13 protein-coding genes are annotated in these 16,917 nt (G+C 63.8%); 3 read left to right on the forward strand and 10 right to left on the reverse strand.

What is annotated here, in order from left to right:
* Nucleotides 1–91 precede the first annotated feature (91 nt).
* Nucleotides 92–2,482, forward strand: a complete 2,391-nt coding sequence (locus tag AC5QPF_RS09625) for a diguanylate cyclase (RefSeq protein ID WP_494962992.1) — start codon at nucleotides 92–94, stop codon at nucleotides 2,480–2,482.
* A 175-nt stretch (nucleotides 2,483–2,657) separates the two neighbouring features.
* On the opposite strand, the gene dacB is transcribed toward AC5QPF_RS09625, so the two are convergent.
* From dacB to AC5QPF_RS09670, 9 genes are all read right to left on the reverse strand, one after another.
* Entirely contained in the window at nucleotides 2,658–4,112 is a 1,455-nt protein-coding gene (gene dacB / locus AC5QPF_RS09630) for a D-alanyl-D-alanine carboxypeptidase/D-alanyl-D-alanine endopeptidase (protein ID WP_494962993.1), read from the reverse strand.
* A gap of 238 nt (nucleotides 4,113–4,350) precedes the next feature.
* Nucleotides 4,351–4,692 carry a 50S ribosome-binding protein YggL gene (locus AC5QPF_RS09635; RefSeq protein WP_494962994.1) on the reverse strand — a complete coding sequence of 114 codons (342 nt, stop codon included), beginning with the start codon at nucleotides 4,690–4,692 and terminating at the stop codon, nucleotides 4,351–4,353.
* A gap of 73 nt (nucleotides 4,693–4,765) precedes the next feature.
* Nucleotides 4,766–8,440 (reverse strand): transporter substrate-binding domain-containing protein, encoded by a 3,675-nt coding sequence (locus tag AC5QPF_RS09640; RefSeq protein WP_494962995.1) that lies wholly within the window; start codon nucleotides 8,438–8,440, stop codon nucleotides 4,766–4,768.
* Nucleotides 8,437–9,063 carry a response regulator gene (locus tag AC5QPF_RS09645; protein ID WP_494962996.1) on the reverse strand — a complete coding sequence of 209 codons (627 nt, stop codon included), beginning with the start codon at nucleotides 9,061–9,063 and terminating at the stop codon, nucleotides 8,437–8,439. The genes AC5QPF_RS09640 and AC5QPF_RS09645 overlap by 4 nt, the downstream gene beginning before the upstream one ends.
* Nucleotides 9,064–9,301: 238 nt before the next feature.
* Nucleotides 9,302–10,633 carry a deoxyguanosinetriphosphate triphosphohydrolase gene (locus tag AC5QPF_RS09650; RefSeq protein WP_494962997.1) on the reverse strand — a complete coding sequence of 444 codons (1,332 nt, stop codon included), beginning with the start codon at nucleotides 10,631–10,633 and terminating at the stop codon, nucleotides 9,302–9,304.
* Nucleotides 10,634–10,695: 62 nt separating this feature from the next.
* Nucleotides 10,696–11,859 carry an EAL domain-containing protein gene (locus AC5QPF_RS09655; RefSeq protein WP_494962998.1) on the reverse strand — a complete coding sequence of 388 codons (1,164 nt, stop codon included), beginning with the start codon at nucleotides 11,857–11,859 and terminating at the stop codon, nucleotides 10,696–10,698.
* A gap of 80 nt (nucleotides 11,860–11,939) precedes the next feature.
* Complete coding sequence (locus tag AC5QPF_RS09660; protein WP_494962999.1) at nucleotides 11,940–12,284, reverse strand: hypothetical protein; 345 nt, start codon at nucleotides 12,282–12,284, stop codon at nucleotides 11,940–11,942.
* Entirely contained in the window at nucleotides 12,281–12,649 is a 369-nt protein-coding gene (locus AC5QPF_RS09665) for a phage holin family protein (protein WP_494963000.1), read from the reverse strand. The genes AC5QPF_RS09660 and AC5QPF_RS09665 overlap by 4 nt, the downstream gene beginning before the upstream one ends.
* An 11-nt stretch (nucleotides 12,650–12,660) precedes the next feature.
* On the reverse strand, nucleotides 12,661–12,975 hold the full coding sequence (locus AC5QPF_RS09670; protein ID WP_458975939.1) for an ElaB/YgaM/YqjD family protein: 315 nt from the start codon (nucleotides 12,973–12,975) through the stop codon (nucleotides 12,661–12,663).
* A gap of 297 nt (nucleotides 12,976–13,272) precedes the next feature.
* Here AC5QPF_RS09670 and AC5QPF_RS09675 point away from each other — a divergent pair, with 297 nt between their 5' ends.
* Nucleotides 13,273–14,481, forward strand: a complete 1,209-nt coding sequence (locus tag AC5QPF_RS09675) for an ammonium transporter (RefSeq protein WP_494963001.1) — start codon at nucleotides 13,273–13,275, stop codon at nucleotides 14,479–14,481.
* 64 nt (nucleotides 14,482–14,545) lie between these two features.
* On the opposite strand, the gene AC5QPF_RS09680 is transcribed toward AC5QPF_RS09675, so the two are convergent.
* The gene (locus AC5QPF_RS09680; RefSeq protein WP_494963002.1) at nucleotides 14,546–16,504 is read right to left on the reverse strand and encodes a monovalent cation:proton antiporter-2 (CPA2) family protein; all 1,959 of its coding nucleotides are present in this window, start codon (nucleotides 16,502–16,504) and stop codon (nucleotides 14,546–14,548) included.
* A gap of 167 nt (nucleotides 16,505–16,671) precedes the next feature.
* Between AC5QPF_RS09680 and AC5QPF_RS09685 the strand changes: the two genes are divergently transcribed.
* Entirely contained in the window at nucleotides 16,672–16,908 is a 237-nt protein-coding gene (locus AC5QPF_RS09685; RefSeq protein ID WP_494963003.1) for a glutaredoxin family protein, read from the forward strand.
* The last annotated feature ends 9 nt before the right edge of the window (nucleotides 16,909–16,917 follow it).

A 16,917-nucleotide genomic window follows, 5' to 3' on the forward strand; every position in this document is an offset into this window, starting at 1 on the left:
ACGCATTCCTGGCTCTCTCGGTCGTGGCTACTGGCTATTATTGAAGAGAGCCGTGAGTGCCGTCACTGGCCGGCGTCGTGAGTGTTTGCCCATGTCGAAGCCTGTCCAGCGCCCGAAGATGCTCGGTTTCATCAGTGAAGAAGTCTCCGCCTGGCTGGTCGCCTTCGTTACCCTGGTGGCCGGCGGCCTGCTGACTGCCTTGCTCGCCCTTGCGGCGTACAAGTTGTATCAACAGCAACTGGCGCAACGTTTCGAGCTGCTGGCCAACGAACGTTACAGCCGCATCGAAGAACGCCTGCAGGACCAGATGCAACGTCTGGACGGACTGCGGCGGTTTTTCGTGTATTCCGAGGAAATCACCCGCGTCGAATTCGACGGTTACGTGCGGCCGCTGCTGCAGCGTTCCCAGGCTTACTCCTGGGCGCCGCGAGTCACCGGCGCGGAACGCGCTGGCTTCGAGCAGCGCAACCGAGCGGCCCTTGGCCGCGACTTCGGCATCCGCGAACTGGGCGATGGTGGGGTGCTGCAGCCGTCTCAGGCGCGTCCGTTGTATTACCCGGTACTGTTCAGCCAGACCCTTAACCAGTTGCCGCCGCCGCTGGGCTTCGACCTGCTCTCGCAGCCGGTGCGCCGTGATGCGCTGCTGCGTGCGGCTGTTCCTCGGTCGATGGCGGTGTCTGCGCCGTTCGACCTGCTGGGGGTGGACCCCGCCTATGCCCGCGGCATGCTGATGGTGGCTCCAGTGTATCCACCGCAATCCGCTGGTGGTGAACCCAAGGGTTATGTCATGGCCGTGCTGAGCATGCGCCAGTTGATGGCCGACGGCCTGCCCCGTGCCGACCAGGACAATCTGGTGGTGCGCATTCTGGACCTGTCGTCTGCGGCCAACCCGGAAGCCTTGTTCCAGTCGGGTAACCCGGTCGCCGACTCGCCGTTGATGGTGCAGAAGGTCCTGCATCTGGCCGATCGTTCTTATCAACTGAACATGTTCCCCAGCCAGGAATTTCTCCGCGATAACCGCTCCTCGGCGACCTCGGTCATCGTCGTCGGCGGTCTGCTCAGCCTGTTGCTCAGCGCCTTGCTGTTCAGTCTGTTCAGCCAGCGCCAGCGTGCCCTGACCCTGGTCGAGCAACGTACCGCGCAGCTGCGCATCAGCGAGGAAAGCTTGCGTGATACCCACAACCAGTTGCGCAGCGTGCTGGACGCGGCGACCCAGGTGGCGATCATTGCCACCGACCTGCATGGCCAGATCAGCACCTTCAATGCCGGTGCCGAGCGCATGCTCGGTTATGCCAGCGAGGAAGCGGTGGGCAAGCTGACCCTGGAAAGCCTGCTGCTACCCGAGGAAGTGCAGGAGCGGGCACGCCTGATGAGCTTGCGTTTCGGCCGCGAGATCAGCGCCAGCCAGGCGATGCTGGTGGACAGCGTGCCCAACGCCGACGAGGAGCCCGGCGAATGGACCCTGCGGCGCAAGGACGGCAGCTTGCTGCCGGCGAACATGCTGGTCACTGCAGTGCTTGATGAGTACGGTTTGTGGGTCGGTCACCTGGCGATCTGCATCGACATCACCGAGCGCAAGCGCGTGCACGAGGCGCTGGAGGCCCGTGATCGCCTGCTGGACAAGCTCACCGCCCAGGTCCCGGGCGGTATCTACCAGTTCCGTCTGAACCCGGATGGCACCTCGTGTTTCAGCTACTCCAGCGAAGGTTTGCGCGATATCTACGAAGTCGAGCCGGCGCTGCTACGCCAGGACGCTACCACAGTATTCGAGCGCATCCACCCCGACGATCTGGCGCGGGTGCGCTTCTCGATCCGCGAGTCCGCCGACCAGCTCACGCCGTGGCGCGAAGAATATCGGGTGCAGTTGCCCAAGGCCGGGTTGCGCTGGGTGCGCGGCGAGGCCACCCCGGAACCGCTGCCTGACGGTGGCACCCTGTGGCACGGCTACCTGACGGATATTTCCGACCTGAAACGGGTGGAGGAAGAGTTGCGGGCCTTGTCGGTCACCGACTCGCTGACCGGCATCCACAACCGCCGTTATTTCCAGGAACGACTCAAGGCCGAGCTGGAGCGGGCGCAGCGCGATGGCCAGGATTTGGCAGTGATCATGCTGGATATCGATCACTTCAAGCTGATCAACGACCAGTTTGGCCATGCCGTCGGGGATCTGGTGCTGCAGAGCCTGTGTCAGCGCATCAGTCATCGCCTGCGGCGGACCGATGTGTTCTGTCGTCTGGGTGGGGAAGAGTTCATGGTGCTGTGCCCGGGGAGCAATGCGGCGCAGGCTCATTCGCTGGCGCTGGAGTTGTGGCAGGGGGTGCGCAGCGTGCCCGTGGACGGCGTGGGTCGGGTTACCGCGAGCTTCGGGGTGGCCGGCTGGCGCTCGGGGGAGGGCGCCGATGCCTTGTTGTTGCGTGCCGACTCCGGGGTCTATGCGGCCAAGCAAGCTGGCCGCGACCGGGTCGAAGCCGAACAGCTCTGATCTCCGTCGCTCATGCGGGCTTCATCGCTGGCAAGCCAGCTCCCACAGGGTCCGTGGCGCCTGCAAGCCTCTGCTGACTGGAACTGCCATCACAGGGTCCTGCGGTGCTCTTGAGAGCACCGGAGATCCTTGTGGGTGGCTTGCCAGCGAGAGGCCATCAGCTACTGCAGATACCTCAGGGCTGGCTGGCGATCGCCGCCTTCGGCTGCTTGTACAGATCCAGCAACACCTGATCCAGCACCGCCGAGGCACCCCACGGCCGCGGATCGTTGAGGATCGCGGTTACTGCCCAGGTCGTCCCGTTGCTGTCGCGGCTGAAGCCGGCAATGGCCCGTACGGTGTTCAGGGTGCCGGTCTTGATATGGGCTTCACCCGCCATGGCTGTGCGCTTGAGGCGCTTGCGCATGGTGCCGTCCATGCCGGTCAACGGCATCGAGCTGATGAACTCGGCGGCATACGGGCTCTTCCACGCGGCCTGCAGCAGGGTCGCCATCTCGCGGGCGCTGACCCGTTCGGCACGGGACAGTCCGGAACCGTTTTCCATTACCAGGTGCGAGGCGGTGATGCCTTTCTTGGCCATCCACTGCCGTACCACGCGCTGCGCGGCACGGGCGTCGTCGCCATCGGCGTCGGTACGGAAGCGCGCACCCAGGCTGAGGAACAACTGCTGGGCCATGGTGTTGTTGCTGTACTTGTTGATGTCGCGAATGATCTCGACCAGGTCCGGGGAGAAGGCGCGGGCCAGCAGGCGGGCGCTCTTCGGCACTTCCTCGACGCGGTCGCGGCCCTGGATGCTGCCACCCAGCTCGTTCCAGATCGCCCGCACCGCGCCGGCGGCGTAGGTCGGGTGGTCTAGCAGCGACAGGTAGGTCTGCGAGTTGCAGCCCTCGCCGAGCTGGCCGGTGACCGTGACGCTGACGCCGTCAGGCTGGACCACCGGGTTGTAGCGCACATCGCCGCTGCACTGTTTGCTGGCCACGGCCTTGACCTGGTTGTCGATGCGGATGCTCGCAATCGGCGGCTCCACCGACACCAGCACCCGGCCGCCGTCGTTGCGGGCGACGAAGCGCAGGGCCTTGAGGTTGACCAGCAGCGAGTCGGGCTTGACCAGGAACGGTTTGTTCTCGTCACCGCCGTCGTCGTTGAACTGAGGCAGTTGCGGCTGGATGAAGTGGCTGCGGTCGAGCACCAGGTCGCCGGTGATGGTCTGCACGCCGTTGGCACGCAGGTCGCGCATCAGCAGCCAGAGCTTCTCCATGTTCAGCTTGGGATCACCGCCACCTTTCAGGTACAGGTTGCCGTTGAGCACGCCGTTGCTCAGCGTGCCATCGGTGTAGAACTCGGTTTTCCACTGGTAGGTAGGGCCGAGCATTTCCAGGGCGGCGTAGGTGGTCACCAGCTTCATGGTCGAGGCCGGGTTGACCGAGACATCAGCGTTGAAGATGGTCGGGGTACCGGGGCCGTTGAGCGGGATCATCACCAGCGACAGGGCCGAATCGTCCAGTTTGTTGCTTTTGAGGGCCTGTTGCACCTTGGGTGGCAGGCTGGTGTTGACGGGCGCGGAGTGAGCCGGCAGAGCGAGGGGCAGCAGCATGCCGACGAACAGCAGAGAACGGAGGGATGGGGTCATGAGTACTGAAAACCCTGCGCAGGAAGGCTGAAATGAAACGGGGCTTTACAAGATGATGGCCCCGGTTGAAAAAATGATAGCGCGCATTATGCCCCAAGCCTGGAGCGGCGTGGGTCGGGGAGGGAGGGTTTTGTCGGGTTTTGTGGGGTGACAGCGATGGGGCCCAGGCGGTTCATTTCCGACAGACATAAAAAAACCACCCCCATGAACCTCACAGGGGTGGTTTTTCAGCACACGATCACTTGGTGTTGATCGGGTTTTCCGGGTACCAGGCGTCCAGCAGCGGGCTGATGTCGATCTTGGTCAGCTCGTTGCGGCCTTTCAGCCAGGCCTCAACGCTGGCGCGCTGCTCTTCGGTCACCGAACCGCGCTTGGCCGAGCACACCAGGCCGAAGTCTTCGCCGCCTACATAGTCCAGACCATTGGCGTCCATGGCTTCAGCCAGGAAAGCGTCCAGGAAGGCATCGATCGCCTCGTCGGACAGGTCTTCCTTGAACTCCAGGTTCAGCTCGAAACCCAATTCCTGGAACTCGCCCACACACAGCTTTTTGCGCAGACGACGGGAACGGTTGGTAGCCATGAAAACAATCCTCTAAGTAATTACGGTGCGCAGTCTAACAGCTCGGGCGTGCGGATGCCTGCCCTGTCTCGTTTCAGTCCTGGCCTTCATCGTCCGGCCCTGGCACCTCCGGCAGGCTGGCGAGGGTTTGCCGCAGGGTCTCGTCGACCCTTTTCATCTGTTGCAGCACCTGGCGTTTGCGTCGCCGGAGCACCGGCTCGGGGGCGAAGCGTGCGCAGACCTCTTCGAGCTTCTCGCAGGCCAGCATCAAGTCCTCGGCCTGGACGATCCGTGCCACACCGAGGATCTGGTGGGCGACATTCTTCAGCGGCTGCGGATTGCCATGGGTATCGATGGCGTGCAGCCGTTGCTGATCCTCCGGGCTGCTGCGCAGCAGGGTCTCCAGGAGGCGGCGCAGTTCAGTGGGGCAGTCGCCGATGATCGGTTCCAGGCCCTTGAGGTCGAGTCGCGCGGGGGCGCTGCGTTCGCTGCGTCGTGGCGCGACGGCAGCCAGGCGCTGGCCGAGGGTGTGCAGTCCGATGGGCTTGAGCAGACAGTCGTCCATGCCGGCTTCCTGGCAGGCCCTATGGACTTCTGGCTGGGCATTGGCGGTGTAGCCGAGGATGGTGCAGGGCGCTCGCTCCTGATGTTCTTCCTGTTCGCGCACTGCGCGGGTGAACTGGTAGCCGTCCATGCGCGGCATGTTGCAGTCGACGATCAGTACATCGAAGCCGCTCGCCTGCCACAGGGCCAGGGCCTCTTCGCCGTTATCCGCGCAGTGCCAGTGCACGCCGAGGAAATCCAGTTGTTGCGCGACCAGTTGCAGGTTGGCCGGGTGGTCATCCACCACCAGCACCCGCAAGCTTGCGCTGGGCATTGGCGGCGCCAGTTCCTGTGGCTTGGGCTCGCAGGATGCGGGCAGGCTGCGCAGTGGCAGGCTGATGCGGATTTCCGTGCCTTCCCCAGGCTTGCTGAACAGGCTCAGTTTGCCGCCCATCATTTCGCACAGGCTGCGGCTGATCACCAGGCCGAGGCCGGTGCCGCTGCGGGCTTGCGGGCTGTCCGGTTCGACCTGGGCGAATGGCTTGAACAGGCGCTGCTGGTCGTCGGTGGAAATCCCGATGCCGGTGTCGCACACCGAGACCTCCAGTTGCAGGTCATCGCGGTTGTTATCGCCCGTGGTGGGCAGGCTGGAGATGGCCAGGTCGAGCTTGACCTGGCCCCAGGTGGTGAACTTGATCGCATTGCTTACCAGGTTGGACAACACCTGCTTGAAGCGCAGGGGGTCGAGCAGCACGTCGCGGTGCGCGCTGCGGGAAATCGTCAGGTTCAGTTCCAGGCCTTTCTGTCGGGCCAGGCCGTCGAACACCTGGCCCACCGACTGCACCAGTTCCGCCGGGTTGACCCGTTCCGGACACAGGTTGAGGTGGCCGGACTCGATGCGGGCGATGTCGAGGATATCGCCCATCAGCGACAGCAGGTCCTGCGCCGAGCGGTAGGCAACTTCCAGTTCCGGGCGATCCGCGTCCGGCGTGCCGGCGCGCTTGAGGGCCAGTTCGAGCATGCCGATCAGCGCGTTCATCGGCGTGCGGATCTCGTGGCTCATGGTGGCGAGGAACTTGCTCTTGGCGCGGTTGGCTGCGTCGGCCTGTTCCTTGGCCAGGCGCAGGTCCTGGATCAGCCGGCGCCGCTCGCTGATGTCCAGCCAGCCGCCAATGATGCCCTTCACTTCGCCGAGGGAGTCGCGGTAGGGCAGGATCCAGTGATAGAGGGTCCGTTCGACGTTCTTGAGCAGCAGCGGCCGGTCGAGGATCAGCGGTTGGCCTTCCTTCATCACCCGCAGGTAGTCGGACTGGATCTTGTGTGCGTCGTCGTTGCCCCCCGGCAGTGCTTCATGGATCGACTTGCCGAGCACGGCGTCGAGTTCCAGGTCCAGGGCCTGCAGGTAGCTGTCGTTGCAGGTCTGCAACAGGCCGTTGCGGTCGCGGACATAGATCGGATGGGGCGTGCCGTTGACCATGGCGCGCATGAATTCCAGCTGGTCATTGAGGGCACGCTCCGCAGCTTCGCGCTGCTTCATCTGGCGTCGCATCCAGGCATTCCAGGCCAGGGACAGGAGCAGCATGACCAGGGTGCCGAGGATGATCTTGAGGATGGCGTGCTGGTGATTCTGCCAGTAGGAATAGGTGCCCGCGTTGTAGCCTCGCCAGCGGCTGTTGATGTTGCCCATCTCCTCGGGAACGATGCTGGTCAGCGCCTTGTCGAGGATCGAAGCGAGTTCCGGAGCGTTGCGCGAGGTGGCCAGGGAAAATGTCGCTGGCAAGTCGCTGACCGTGGCGCGGATCACCAGGTCGCGTTGGGTGGTGAGGTTGAAGTTGGCGTTGATCAGCGCCATGACCATGCCGTCCACCTGACGGTGCACCAGCATGCTGGCTGCCGCTGCCGCATCCTCGGTGGACACCAGCTGGATGTCCGGATAGCGCTGGCGGATGCCCTCGTTGAGCAGGTTGCCGCGAGTCACTGCCAGACGCCGGCCCTGCAGTTGCTCGAGGGACCTGGGCGCATCCTTGCCGTCGCGGGTGACCAGGACGTAGGAGTTTTCCAGATAGGGACGGCTGAAGGTCAGCGCCTTCTCCCGCTCCGGGCTGGTAGAGATGGCCGCGATCAGGTCGGCGTGGCCATGTTCCACCTGGTCGAGCATGTCGCTGATGCCGTTGCTGCGCTTGATCTCGAAATGCAGTCCGGTACGCAGGCGAATCAGCTCCAGCAGATCGGCGGCGATGCCCCGCAGGTTGCCGGATTTGTCGAAGAAGGTCAGCGGCGCAGCGTGTTCGTCCACCGTGACCCGCACCACCGGGTTCTTTTCCAGCCATTGTTCTTCTCGGGGGGACAGCTGCAGCTTGCGGTCGGTGAGCAGGATGCTGCTGCCGGCGCTCCAGCGCTGGAAGATGCTGGCGCGGGTGGTGCTGGTGACGGCCTCGAGGGTCTTGTTGATCAGGGTCAGGAGGACCTGGTTGCTCTGGTGCACGGCGAAACCGAAGCCGGTGGCTTCATGCTTGGCGAAATTGGCCATCTTCAGGTTGCGCAGGTGGCTCTGGTTGAGCAGGTAGTGGGTCGACAGGGTGTCGCCAAGAAACACGTCGGCCTGGTCGAAGGCCACCGCGTTGAGGGCGTTGTGGTAAGAGCTGTAGGTGCGGATGCTGGCGTACGGGTAGGTGGTGCGCACTTCCGCGAGGGGCAGGTAGTGCTCGATCATGCTCAGGCGCAGGCCCTGGAGGCCGGTGTCCAGGGGGCGGGCCTCGTTTTCCCGGGTCACCAGGACCGGCTGGTCCTCGGCATAGGGCTGCGAGAGGTCTACGCCCTGCACCGCCAGGTCGTAGCTGTTGGCGCTGCCAAGCAGGTCGATGTCGCCGTTCACCAGGGCCTGGAGCGCCAGGTCGCGGCTGGGGAAACGACGGATTTTCACCGGCAGGCCGAGGGTGGCACCGAGCAGGCCGGCATAGTCGGCGGTGACCCCCTCATAGTCGCGGCCGCTGGCGGTCATGTCGAATGGTGGATAGTCCGGCGCCGAGGTGCCCAGCACCAACTCGCGGCGGGTATGGACCCAGGCCTGTTGCGCCGGCGTCATGGCGATTCGCAGCGGCACCTGGGCACTGCGGCTGAGCAGCTTGAGATTGTCTTGCGCGGCGTCATCCGCCAGCGCCTGGCCAACGCCGACAATGAGCAGCAGGCCTGCCAGGAAGCCCCGTGCGAGCATGGCGGCCTTCATACCAGCTCGTTGCGTTTGGCCATTTCGATCAGTTCCACCAGGGACCGCGCCTTGAGCTTCTGCATCAGACGTTTCTTGTAGGTACTGACGGTCTTGTTACTCAGGAACATGCCTTCGGCAATTTCCTTGTTGCTTTTTCCCTGGGCAAAAAGTTGCAGAACCATCAACTCGCGATCATTGACTGATTTGAATAGCTCTATTTCTTCGGGAATATCAACCTGTTGGCGAAACGGAACAATCGCCTGGCTGGGGAAGTAGTTGTACCCGGAAAGTACTGCCTTGATCGCACTGAGCAATTCACTCAGGTCTTCCTGCTTGCACACATAACCGCAGGCGCCCGACAACATGCAGCGAATGGCGAACAGGGCGGGGGACTGCGCGGTGAGCACGAGGATCTTCAGCGACAGCGACATGGTATTGAAGCGCGACAGCACTTCAAGGCCATCCAGGCGAGGGATGCCGATATCGAGGATGACCAGGTCCGGCGGGCTTTCGCGGACCATCTGCATGGCGTCGACGCCGTTATCGGACTCGCCGGCGATCCGATAGCCTTCGTTCTCCAGCAGCATTCGCAAGGCCAAGCGTATGACAGGATGGTCATCGACGATAAATACAGAGTGCATGCTCAATCTTCCAAAGGAACTCATGGTGAAGGCGGCACCATAGCCCAGATGAGAAGGCTGCACATAAATAGAGTGGGGTTGAGCTTTAATATAGGAATTTTCCTACTCAACATTTGCGTATCGACTACAAAGTTCCTTGTGAAGTTTCCATGTTTATTGTCGGAAGATACCGGCAAACAGCCATATCCAAAGTTGGCAGGCCCGGCCCACGAACGGGGCCGGGCGGCAGGAGGGGCACTCAGATCGGGCTGGAGCGTCCGGTCATTTCCCGGGCCATTTCGCTGGCGTAGCTGTCGGTCATCCCGGCGATGAAGTCGATCATGCGCAGGAAGGCGCTATGCAGCGAGGCATTCGGGTCGGGGGCGTTGTTGCCGAGCAGGTCGAGGATGCGCCGGTGCTTGAACGACGGCGTGCGCCCGCCATGCTGTTCGAGGGCGGCGCCGCAGAAGGAGTTGAGGAGGATCTCCAGGGTGGTATAGGCACCGATCTCGTGCAGGGTCTTGCGCTTGTCCTGGAAGATCTTCTTGCGGGCGATGTCCTTGGCCTGTAGCACGCAGCGCTTGGCCGGACCGTCCATGTGCTCCACCAGGTCGCCCTGCAGGGTGCCCGCCAGCAGTGCCGGCTGCTGCTCGACGAAGGCCCGTGCGGCGGCGTTGGTCAGGTGCTCGATGGCCTTGCCGCGGAGAATCGCCAGCTTGCGTCGCCGCGAATCCTGCGGGCCGAGCTGGCGGTAGGTTTCCGGCAGGTCGTCGCCGACCAGGCCTAGCAGCAGGGCCTCCACCTCGGTGTAGTCCAGCAGGTCCATCTCCAGACCGTCTTCCAGGTCGATCAGGGCGTAGCAGATGTCGTCTGCCGCTTCCATCAGATACACCAGCGGATGACGTGCCCAGCGCTGGTTTTCCAGGAGCGGCAGCTCGAGCTTGTGGGCGATCTGCTCCAGCAGCGGCAGCTCGCTCTGGTAGCAGCCGAACTTGTGTTTCTTGTAGCCCAGGGAGTCGGCATGGCGCGCGGTCCACGGGTATTTGAGGTAGGTGCCGAGGGTGGCGTAGGTCAGCCGGGTGCCGCCGTCGAACTGGTGATATTCCAGCTGGGTGAGGACGCGGAAGCCCTGGGCGTTGCCCTCGAAATTGAGGAAGTCGGCACGCTCGGCATCGCTCATGGCGTCGAGCCAGCCGCGCCCGGCGGCCTGCTGGAACCAGTGGCGGATGGCGTCCTCGCCGGAATGGCCGAAGGGTGGGTTGCCGATGTCATGGGCCAGGCAGGCCGACTGCACGACCATGCCCAGGTCGCTCGGCTCGCACCAGTCCGGCAGGCACTCGCGCAAGGTTTCGCCGACACGCATGCCCAGGGAGCGGCCCACGCAACTGACTTCCAGCGAGTGCGTCAGGCGGGTGTGGATATGGTCGTTGCTGGTGACCGGGTGGACCTGGGTCTTGCGTCCCAGGCGGCGGAAGGCGCCAGAGAAGATGATGCGGTCGTGGTCCTTGTGAAACGGACTGCGGCCGAGTTCTTCGGGGCTGTGCAAGGTCTTGCCGAGGCGTTCGCGGGTGAGCAGGGTGTGCCAGTCCAAGGCCGGTTCTCCATGGCGGATTCAAGGGCCTAGCTTCCCGTGTCGGGCCCCTGACCGCAAGATCAAAGTCCGGCGGCGTCGACGTCGATCAGCAGCAGGCGGCGGCCGCCATCGAAGAACTGCCCGGCGGTGAGGCAGTACTGGTTGCTGGTGGCGTCGCGGTAGGTGCTGGAGAGGATCAATCGGCGTTCGGTCCAGCCCTCCGCCAGCAGGTGATGGAAGTAGGGGCGCCACGACCAGTTGTGCCCCAGGTAGCTGGAGTCGACATGCCAGCCTTGCTGGCGCCACTCCAGGTTAGGCGTCAGTTGGGTGCCGTGGGGGTCGCAGAGGAAAAAGCGCAGCAGCCAGGGATAGGCCTGCAGGTCGGGGAGCTTTTCCAGCGGCGCATTGCTCAGTACCCACTGCTGCAACTGCGGCATCAGTTCTACCAGTTGCTGGCGGCGTTGCATCAGCCGTGTGCGCTCCGCCAGCTTGCCCTGTACGTAGTTTTCCCGCAGGCGGGCGAAACGTTCGGCGAAGGCGCCTGCCGGAAAGAATCCGGGCTCGGCGCCGGCGAAGAGAAAGCCCTGCAGGTAGCGTGCTCCGCATTCCAGGGCGAAATTCAGCTCGGCTTCGGTCTCCACCCCCTCGGCGATGATCCAGCAACCGGTCTTCTCGGCCATCTGTGCCAGGGCCTTGACCACTTCGCTGCTCGGTCCGCCGCGGGCTGCGGCCTGGAACAGACGCATGTCCAGCTTGAGGATGTCCGGCTGCAGCGACAGCACCCGGTCCAGTTGCGAGTAGCCGGCGCCGAAGTCGTCGATGGCAACCCGCGCGCCGGCCTCTCGGTACTGGCGAACCACCGTGGCCAGGCGCTCGCGGTCGCCGCCGGTCTCGGTGATTTCGAACACCACGCGTCGCGGGTCGATGCCCTGCTGGCGCAGTTGCGTAAGGCTCGGCAGTGGCTCGCCGGGTTGTAGCTCGCTGACCCAGCGCGGCGAAATGTTGAGGCTCAGGAACCAGTCGTCCGGGGCCCGGTGAAAATGCTTGAAAGCCTGTTCCCGCAGGGTCCGGTCGAGTTGCAGCAAGTCGGCGGAGGGGATATGCGGATCGTTGAACAGCGGGCCCACCGAACGCAGCGTGCCGTCGGCCTGGCGCAAGCGCCCCAGGGCTTCGACGCCAGCGATACGGCCAGTGGCGGTGTCGATGAACGGCTGGAAACAGGCGAGCGGTTGCTCGACGGACACGGCGACTCCTTGTTGTTGTAGACGCTGAAGGGCGGTACGGACCGCCCGGTCATCGTTCTGCAAGAATGCCGCCAGTTGCCTCAGGGCTGCCTGGGCGGTTGCTGCATGAACAGACGAATCAGTGGCAAAAGGCTACTGGTCAGCGTGGTCAGTCGCCCCAGGTTGCCGCTGCGCGCGCCCTTGCCGGTAAGGAAGCCGAGCAGGACCACCGCACCGATGCCCCATAACGGCGCATGCTTGATGCCCAGCCCGCCTTGCAGCCCGCTGTGCAGGCTGTCGCCCATGCTGCGCAGGCGGGTCAGGGGTTGCAGGGCGTTGCCTGCTTCGTTGCGGATTTCCTGACGATGCATTTCCAGGCGCAGGCGCACCATGGCCTTGCGCAGTTCGCGACGATCGTTGGTATTGGGCAGTTCAGGCAGGCTCATGGCAACAGGCGCTCCCGGTCCTTGGCGATTTCTTCGAGGGTGGCACGGAACGGCGACAGCTCGTCACGCACCGCAGCCAGCAGGCGCATGCCGCAGAACAGCGCGGCGGCGCCGTAGAACACGCAGAGGCCGATGATGCCGGCCAGGCGGTAGGTGTCCCACAGCAGCACCAGCAGCAGCGCCGATAGTGCGGTCAGCAGCAGCAGAGCGAAGACCAGCGCCAGGCCGGCGAACAGCAGCAGGTTCAGAGTGGTGCGTTTCTGCTCCTGCAACTCGATGCCGAACAGTTCGACATGACCGTGAAGCAGCCCGAGGATGGCGGCGCCGAGACGCCGTGCGGACGAACCGGGGGATTGGTTTTCCATGCCCCGGACCCTCAGCGCCGACTGGCCAGCAGACCGATCAGGAAACCCACGCCGGCAGCGATGCCGATGGATTGCCAGGGATTGTTCTGCACATAGTCTTCGGTACTGGTCAGCGCCGCCTGGCCGCGATCACGCAGGTCCTGGTTGGTCTGTTGCAGGGTTTCCCGGGCGCGCAGCAGGTTGTCATGGATTTGCGCACGGAGTTCGTCGGCCTGGTCGCCGGCGAGGGTCGCGGTGTGTTCGAGGAGTTTCTCGGTGTCGCGCACCAGGGTCTGGAAATCAGCCATGAGGATTTCCTGGGCGGTCTGTGCCTGTTTGCTGGCCATACGGTTCTCCATGAAGGGGGGCAGTTGAATTTCGAGTGCCGGGTGTCGCCGAAGGTTCAGTGCGAGGGCGCTGGTACAGCAATTGCTTCGCTGTGGTGCGCCTGGCCTGGCGCCTGCGCCGTTTCCGGGCGCAGGCGCGCCTGGCTGGCCGTTCAACCATAACTCAATTCAAGACAAACCCAGGAAAAAGTCACCTCGCACGGTGTGGAAGGGCATCCGACTGATCCAGTCTGGTGCGACCAGGAGGGCCTTCGAACCGCTTTGGTGCTTTTTTCGTTCAGCAGGTCTGCCGCCTTCATGGAAAATTTGCAAAGCGCCGTGGATTCCCTGGTCCAGGGCTCCAACACCCTGTTCATCCTCCTCGGCGCGGTCATGGTCCTGGCCATGCACGCCGGTTTCGCCTTCCTCGAAGTGGGCACCGTGCGCCACAAGAACCAGGTCAACGCGTTGTCGAAGATCCTCAGCGACTTTGCCGTGTCGACCCTGGCCTACTTCTTCATCGGCTACTGGGTGTCCTACGGCACCCATTTCCTGCACCCGGCGGCGACCCTCGGCGCCGAGCATGGTTATGGCCTGGTGAAATTCTTTTTCCTGCTGACCTTCGCTGCGGCGATTCCGGCGATCATTTCCGGTGGCATCGCCGAGCGTGCACGCTTTGCCCCGCAACTGTGCGCGACGTTGCTGATCGTTGCTTTCGTCTACCCGTTCTTCGAAGGCATCGTCTGGAATGGCAACTTCGGGGTGCAGGCCTGGCTGGCAGTGACCTTCGGAGCTGGCTTCCATGACTTCGCCGGCTCCGTGGTGGTGCATGCCATGGGCGGCTGGCTGGCGCTGGCGGCGGTGCTGTTGCTCGGGCCGCGCAATGGACGTTATCGGGAAGGGCGGCTAGTGGCCTTCGCGCCGTCGAACATTCCGTTCCTGGCCCTGGGGTCGTGGATCCTGATCGTCGGCTGGTTCGGCTTCAACGTGATGAGCGCGCAGACGTTACCGGCAGTGAGCGGGCTGGTGGCGGTCAACTCGTTGATGGCCATGGTCGGGGGCACCGTGGCTGCGCTGCTGGTCGGCCGCAATGACCCGGGCTTCCTGCACAACGGCCCGCTCGCCGGGCTGGTGGCGATCTGCGCGGGTTCCGACCTGATGCATCCGGTGGGGGCGCTGGCTACCGGCGCGATCGCCGGGGCGCTGTTCGTCTGGTGTTTTACCGCGACACAGAATCGCTGGAAGATCGACGACGTGTTGGGGGTATGGCCGCTGCATGGTCTGTGCGGGGTGTGGGGCGGGATCGCCTGTGGGATCTTTGGCCAGGAACTGTTCGGCGGGCTGGGTGGGGTGAGTCTTGCCAGCCAGCTGATCGGCAGCCTCGCTGGAGTGGTTGTGGCGCTGGCGGGCGGGTTCGCCGTGTATGGCGCGATCAAGGCCGTGCATGGGCTGCGCTTGAGCCAGGAAGAGGAGTATTACGGAGCGGACTTGTCGATTCACAAGATCGGGGCGACCAGTCAGGACTGACAGAGGCTCTCCAGCACACTCATGTGGGAGCGAGCAATCTCGCTCCCACAAGTGATCGGCGGCGCTAACGCCCCGCCAGCAACCTCGCCTCACAGGCCTTGATCGCCGTCATCGGCCCGCACACCAGCACCGAATCCCCGGCATGCAGGCAAGTGCCGGTGTTCAGCGCCAGGTCGTTGCCATTGCGCTGCACTGCCTGCAATTCCACACCCAACTGCTCAAGGGTCAGGTCATCCAGGCGCCGCCCGCAGGCATAGGCAGTAGCCGGCAACTGCACCGCATGCATCAGCACCTTCGGTTGCCCTTCGCTGTCCACCATCTCGGTCTGCGCGCCCTGGTAGAACCCCTGCAGCAGGCGGTAGCGACTCTGCCGCACTTCCTCCACGGTCTGGCGTACCCGCTCTTCCGGCACGCCCAGCATCACCAGGGCATGGGACGCCAGCATCACGCTGGACTCCAGCACCTCCGGCACTACCGCGCTGGCACCAGCGGCACGCAGTTCGTCGCGCAGGCTGTCGTCGCGGGTGCGCACCAGGATCGGAATCTGGCTGTTGCGATGACGCGCCGCCTTGAGCACGCTCATCGCCACTTCGGTGTTGTCCACCGCGATCACCAGCAGCCGTGAGCGTTCAAGGCCAATGGCTTCCAGCAATTCACCGCGCCGCGAATCGCCGTAGTGCACGCAATGCTCGCCGGCGGCCGCTTCCTGGACCCGCACCGGATCATCGTCCAGGGCAATGAACGGCAACTGCTCGCGGCGCAGGAAGCGCCCGATGGACTGGCCGACCCGACCATAGCCGCAGATGATCACGTGGCCATTGATGTTCGCGCTGCGCGCTTCGATCTCTTCCAGGTGCACCTCTTCATTGGGCTTGCGGTGCAGGCGCAGGGCGATGGCTGGCGCCGCGCGCAGCAGCAGCGGAGTGACCAGCATCGAGCAGAAGGTCGCGGCCAGCAGCAGGTGTCCAAGCGCTTCCGGCAGCAGACTGCTCTGTTGCATCTGCGCCATCAGGGCGAAGCAGAATTCGCCGCCCTGGGCCAGGGCCAGGCCGCTGCGCCAGGCGGTTTCCGCGTCGCTGCCGCGCACTCGTACCAGGGCCGCCACGACGCAGCCTTTCAACACCAGCAGGCCAAGGGTCAGACCGAGGATTTCCAGGCCATGGCTGGCGAACAACTGAAGATCGATGAGCATGCCGATACTGACGAAGAACAGGCCCAGCAAGATGTCGCGAAACGGCCGGATATCCGCTTCGATCTGGTGCCGGTAATTGCTTTCGCCCAGCAGCATGCCGGCGAGGAACGCGCCCAGTGCCGGCGACAGGCCGAGCAGGTGGGTGAGCCAGGCGGTGAGCAGGACGATCACCAGGGCCAGCAGGACGAACAACTCCGCCGAATGGGAGCTGGCCACTTCGTGGAACAACCGCGGCAGCAGCCAGCGGCTGGCCAGGAGCAGGCCGACGAACAGCACCACGGTCTTGAGCAGGGTCAGCGGCAGGGCCCAGTACCAGGCCTGGCCGCTTTCCCCGGCGAACACCGGAACCAGTGTCAGCAGCAGAACCGCCACCACGTCCTGGAACAGCAGCACGCCAATGGCGTTCTGCCCGTGGCTGCTGAAGATTTCGCCGAGGCTGGTCAGCTCTTTGGACACGATGGCGGTGGACGACAGCGCCAGGCCACCGCCGAGCAGCAATGCCGCAGTGCTCGGCATGCCCAGCAGCGACAGCATTCCGGCCAGCAGTACCCCGGTGCAGGCCACTTGCAAGCTACCGAGGCCGAATACCACCCTGCGCAGGGCCAGCATCTTCGACAGGGAGAATTCCAGACCGAGGGAAAACAGCAGGAACACCACGCCCATTTCCGCCAGGTCAGGCAACTCCTCGCTTTCGTTGACCCAGTCCAGTGCCGTCGGGCCGACGAACAGGCCGACGCACAGGTAGCCCAGTACCGGCGGCAATTGCAGCCGGCGGAATACCGCGATGACGACCAGCGACGACGCCAGAATGATCAGCAGGTTTGCGAACACACCACACACTCCCTGTAAAAAACAGCAAAAAAACGTCTAGGTTACAGCGCCTGCCAAGGGCAGGGATTGATCCGGGTCAATATTTTTCCCTTTGCCGGGCGCGCCTCGACGGGATTTGGGTCGAGTCCTAGAATGTGCACTTCGTTTATTTCGTATCGGTATTTTTCATGCTTCCTGAATGCCAATTGTTCGGCACCCTGGGTTGCCACCTGTGTGAAGTCGCCGAGGCGCTGCTGATGCCGTTCGTCGAGCATGGCCTGTTGGTCGAACTGGTGGATATCGGCGAGGATGAGGCGATGGTCGAGCGCTATGGCCTGCGCATACCGGTTCTGCGTCGTTGCGACAGTGGCGCGGAATTGAACTGGCCGTTCGATGCCGACCAGGTGGTGGCTTTCCTCGGGTGAGCGGCCGAG

The sequence above is a fragment of the Pseudomonas sp. Con_6 genome (assembly GCF_059379395.1).

Coding starts and splice junctions, on each gene's coding strand:
- AC5QPF_RS09625 (WP_494962992.1), top strand. CDS start 92: ATGTCGAAGCCTGTCCAGCGCCCGAAGATGCTCGGTTTCATCAGTGAA.
- dacB (WP_494962993.1), bottom strand. CDS start 4,112: ATGACCCCATCCCTCCGTTCTCTGCTGTTCGTCGGCATGCTGCTGCCC.
- AC5QPF_RS09635 (WP_494962994.1), bottom strand. CDS start 4,692: ATGGCTACCAACCGTTCCCGTCGTCTGCGCAAAAAGCTGTGTGTGGGC.
- AC5QPF_RS09640 (WP_494962995.1), bottom strand. CDS start 8,440: ATGAAGGCCGCCATGCTCGCACGGGGCTTCCTGGCAGGCCTGCTGCTC.
- AC5QPF_RS09645 (WP_494962996.1), bottom strand. CDS start 9,063: ATGCACTCTGTATTTATCGTCGATGACCATCCTGTCATACGCTTGGCC.
- AC5QPF_RS09660 (WP_494962999.1), bottom strand. CDS start 12,284: ATGAGCCTGCCTGAACTGCCCAATACCAACGATCGTCGCGAACTGCGC.
- AC5QPF_RS09665 (WP_494963000.1), bottom strand. CDS start 12,649: ATGGAAAACCAATCCCCCGGTTCGTCCGCACGGCGTCTCGGCGCCGCC.
- AC5QPF_RS09670 (WP_458975939.1), bottom strand. CDS start 12,975: ATGGCCAGCAAACAGGCACAGACCGCCCAGGAAATCCTCATGGCTGAT.
- AC5QPF_RS09675 (WP_494963001.1), top strand. CDS start 13,273: ATGGAAAATTTGCAAAGCGCCGTGGATTCCCTGGTCCAGGGCTCCAAC.
- AC5QPF_RS09685 (WP_494963003.1), top strand. CDS start 16,672: ATGCTTCCTGAATGCCAATTGTTCGGCACCCTGGGTTGCCACCTGTGT.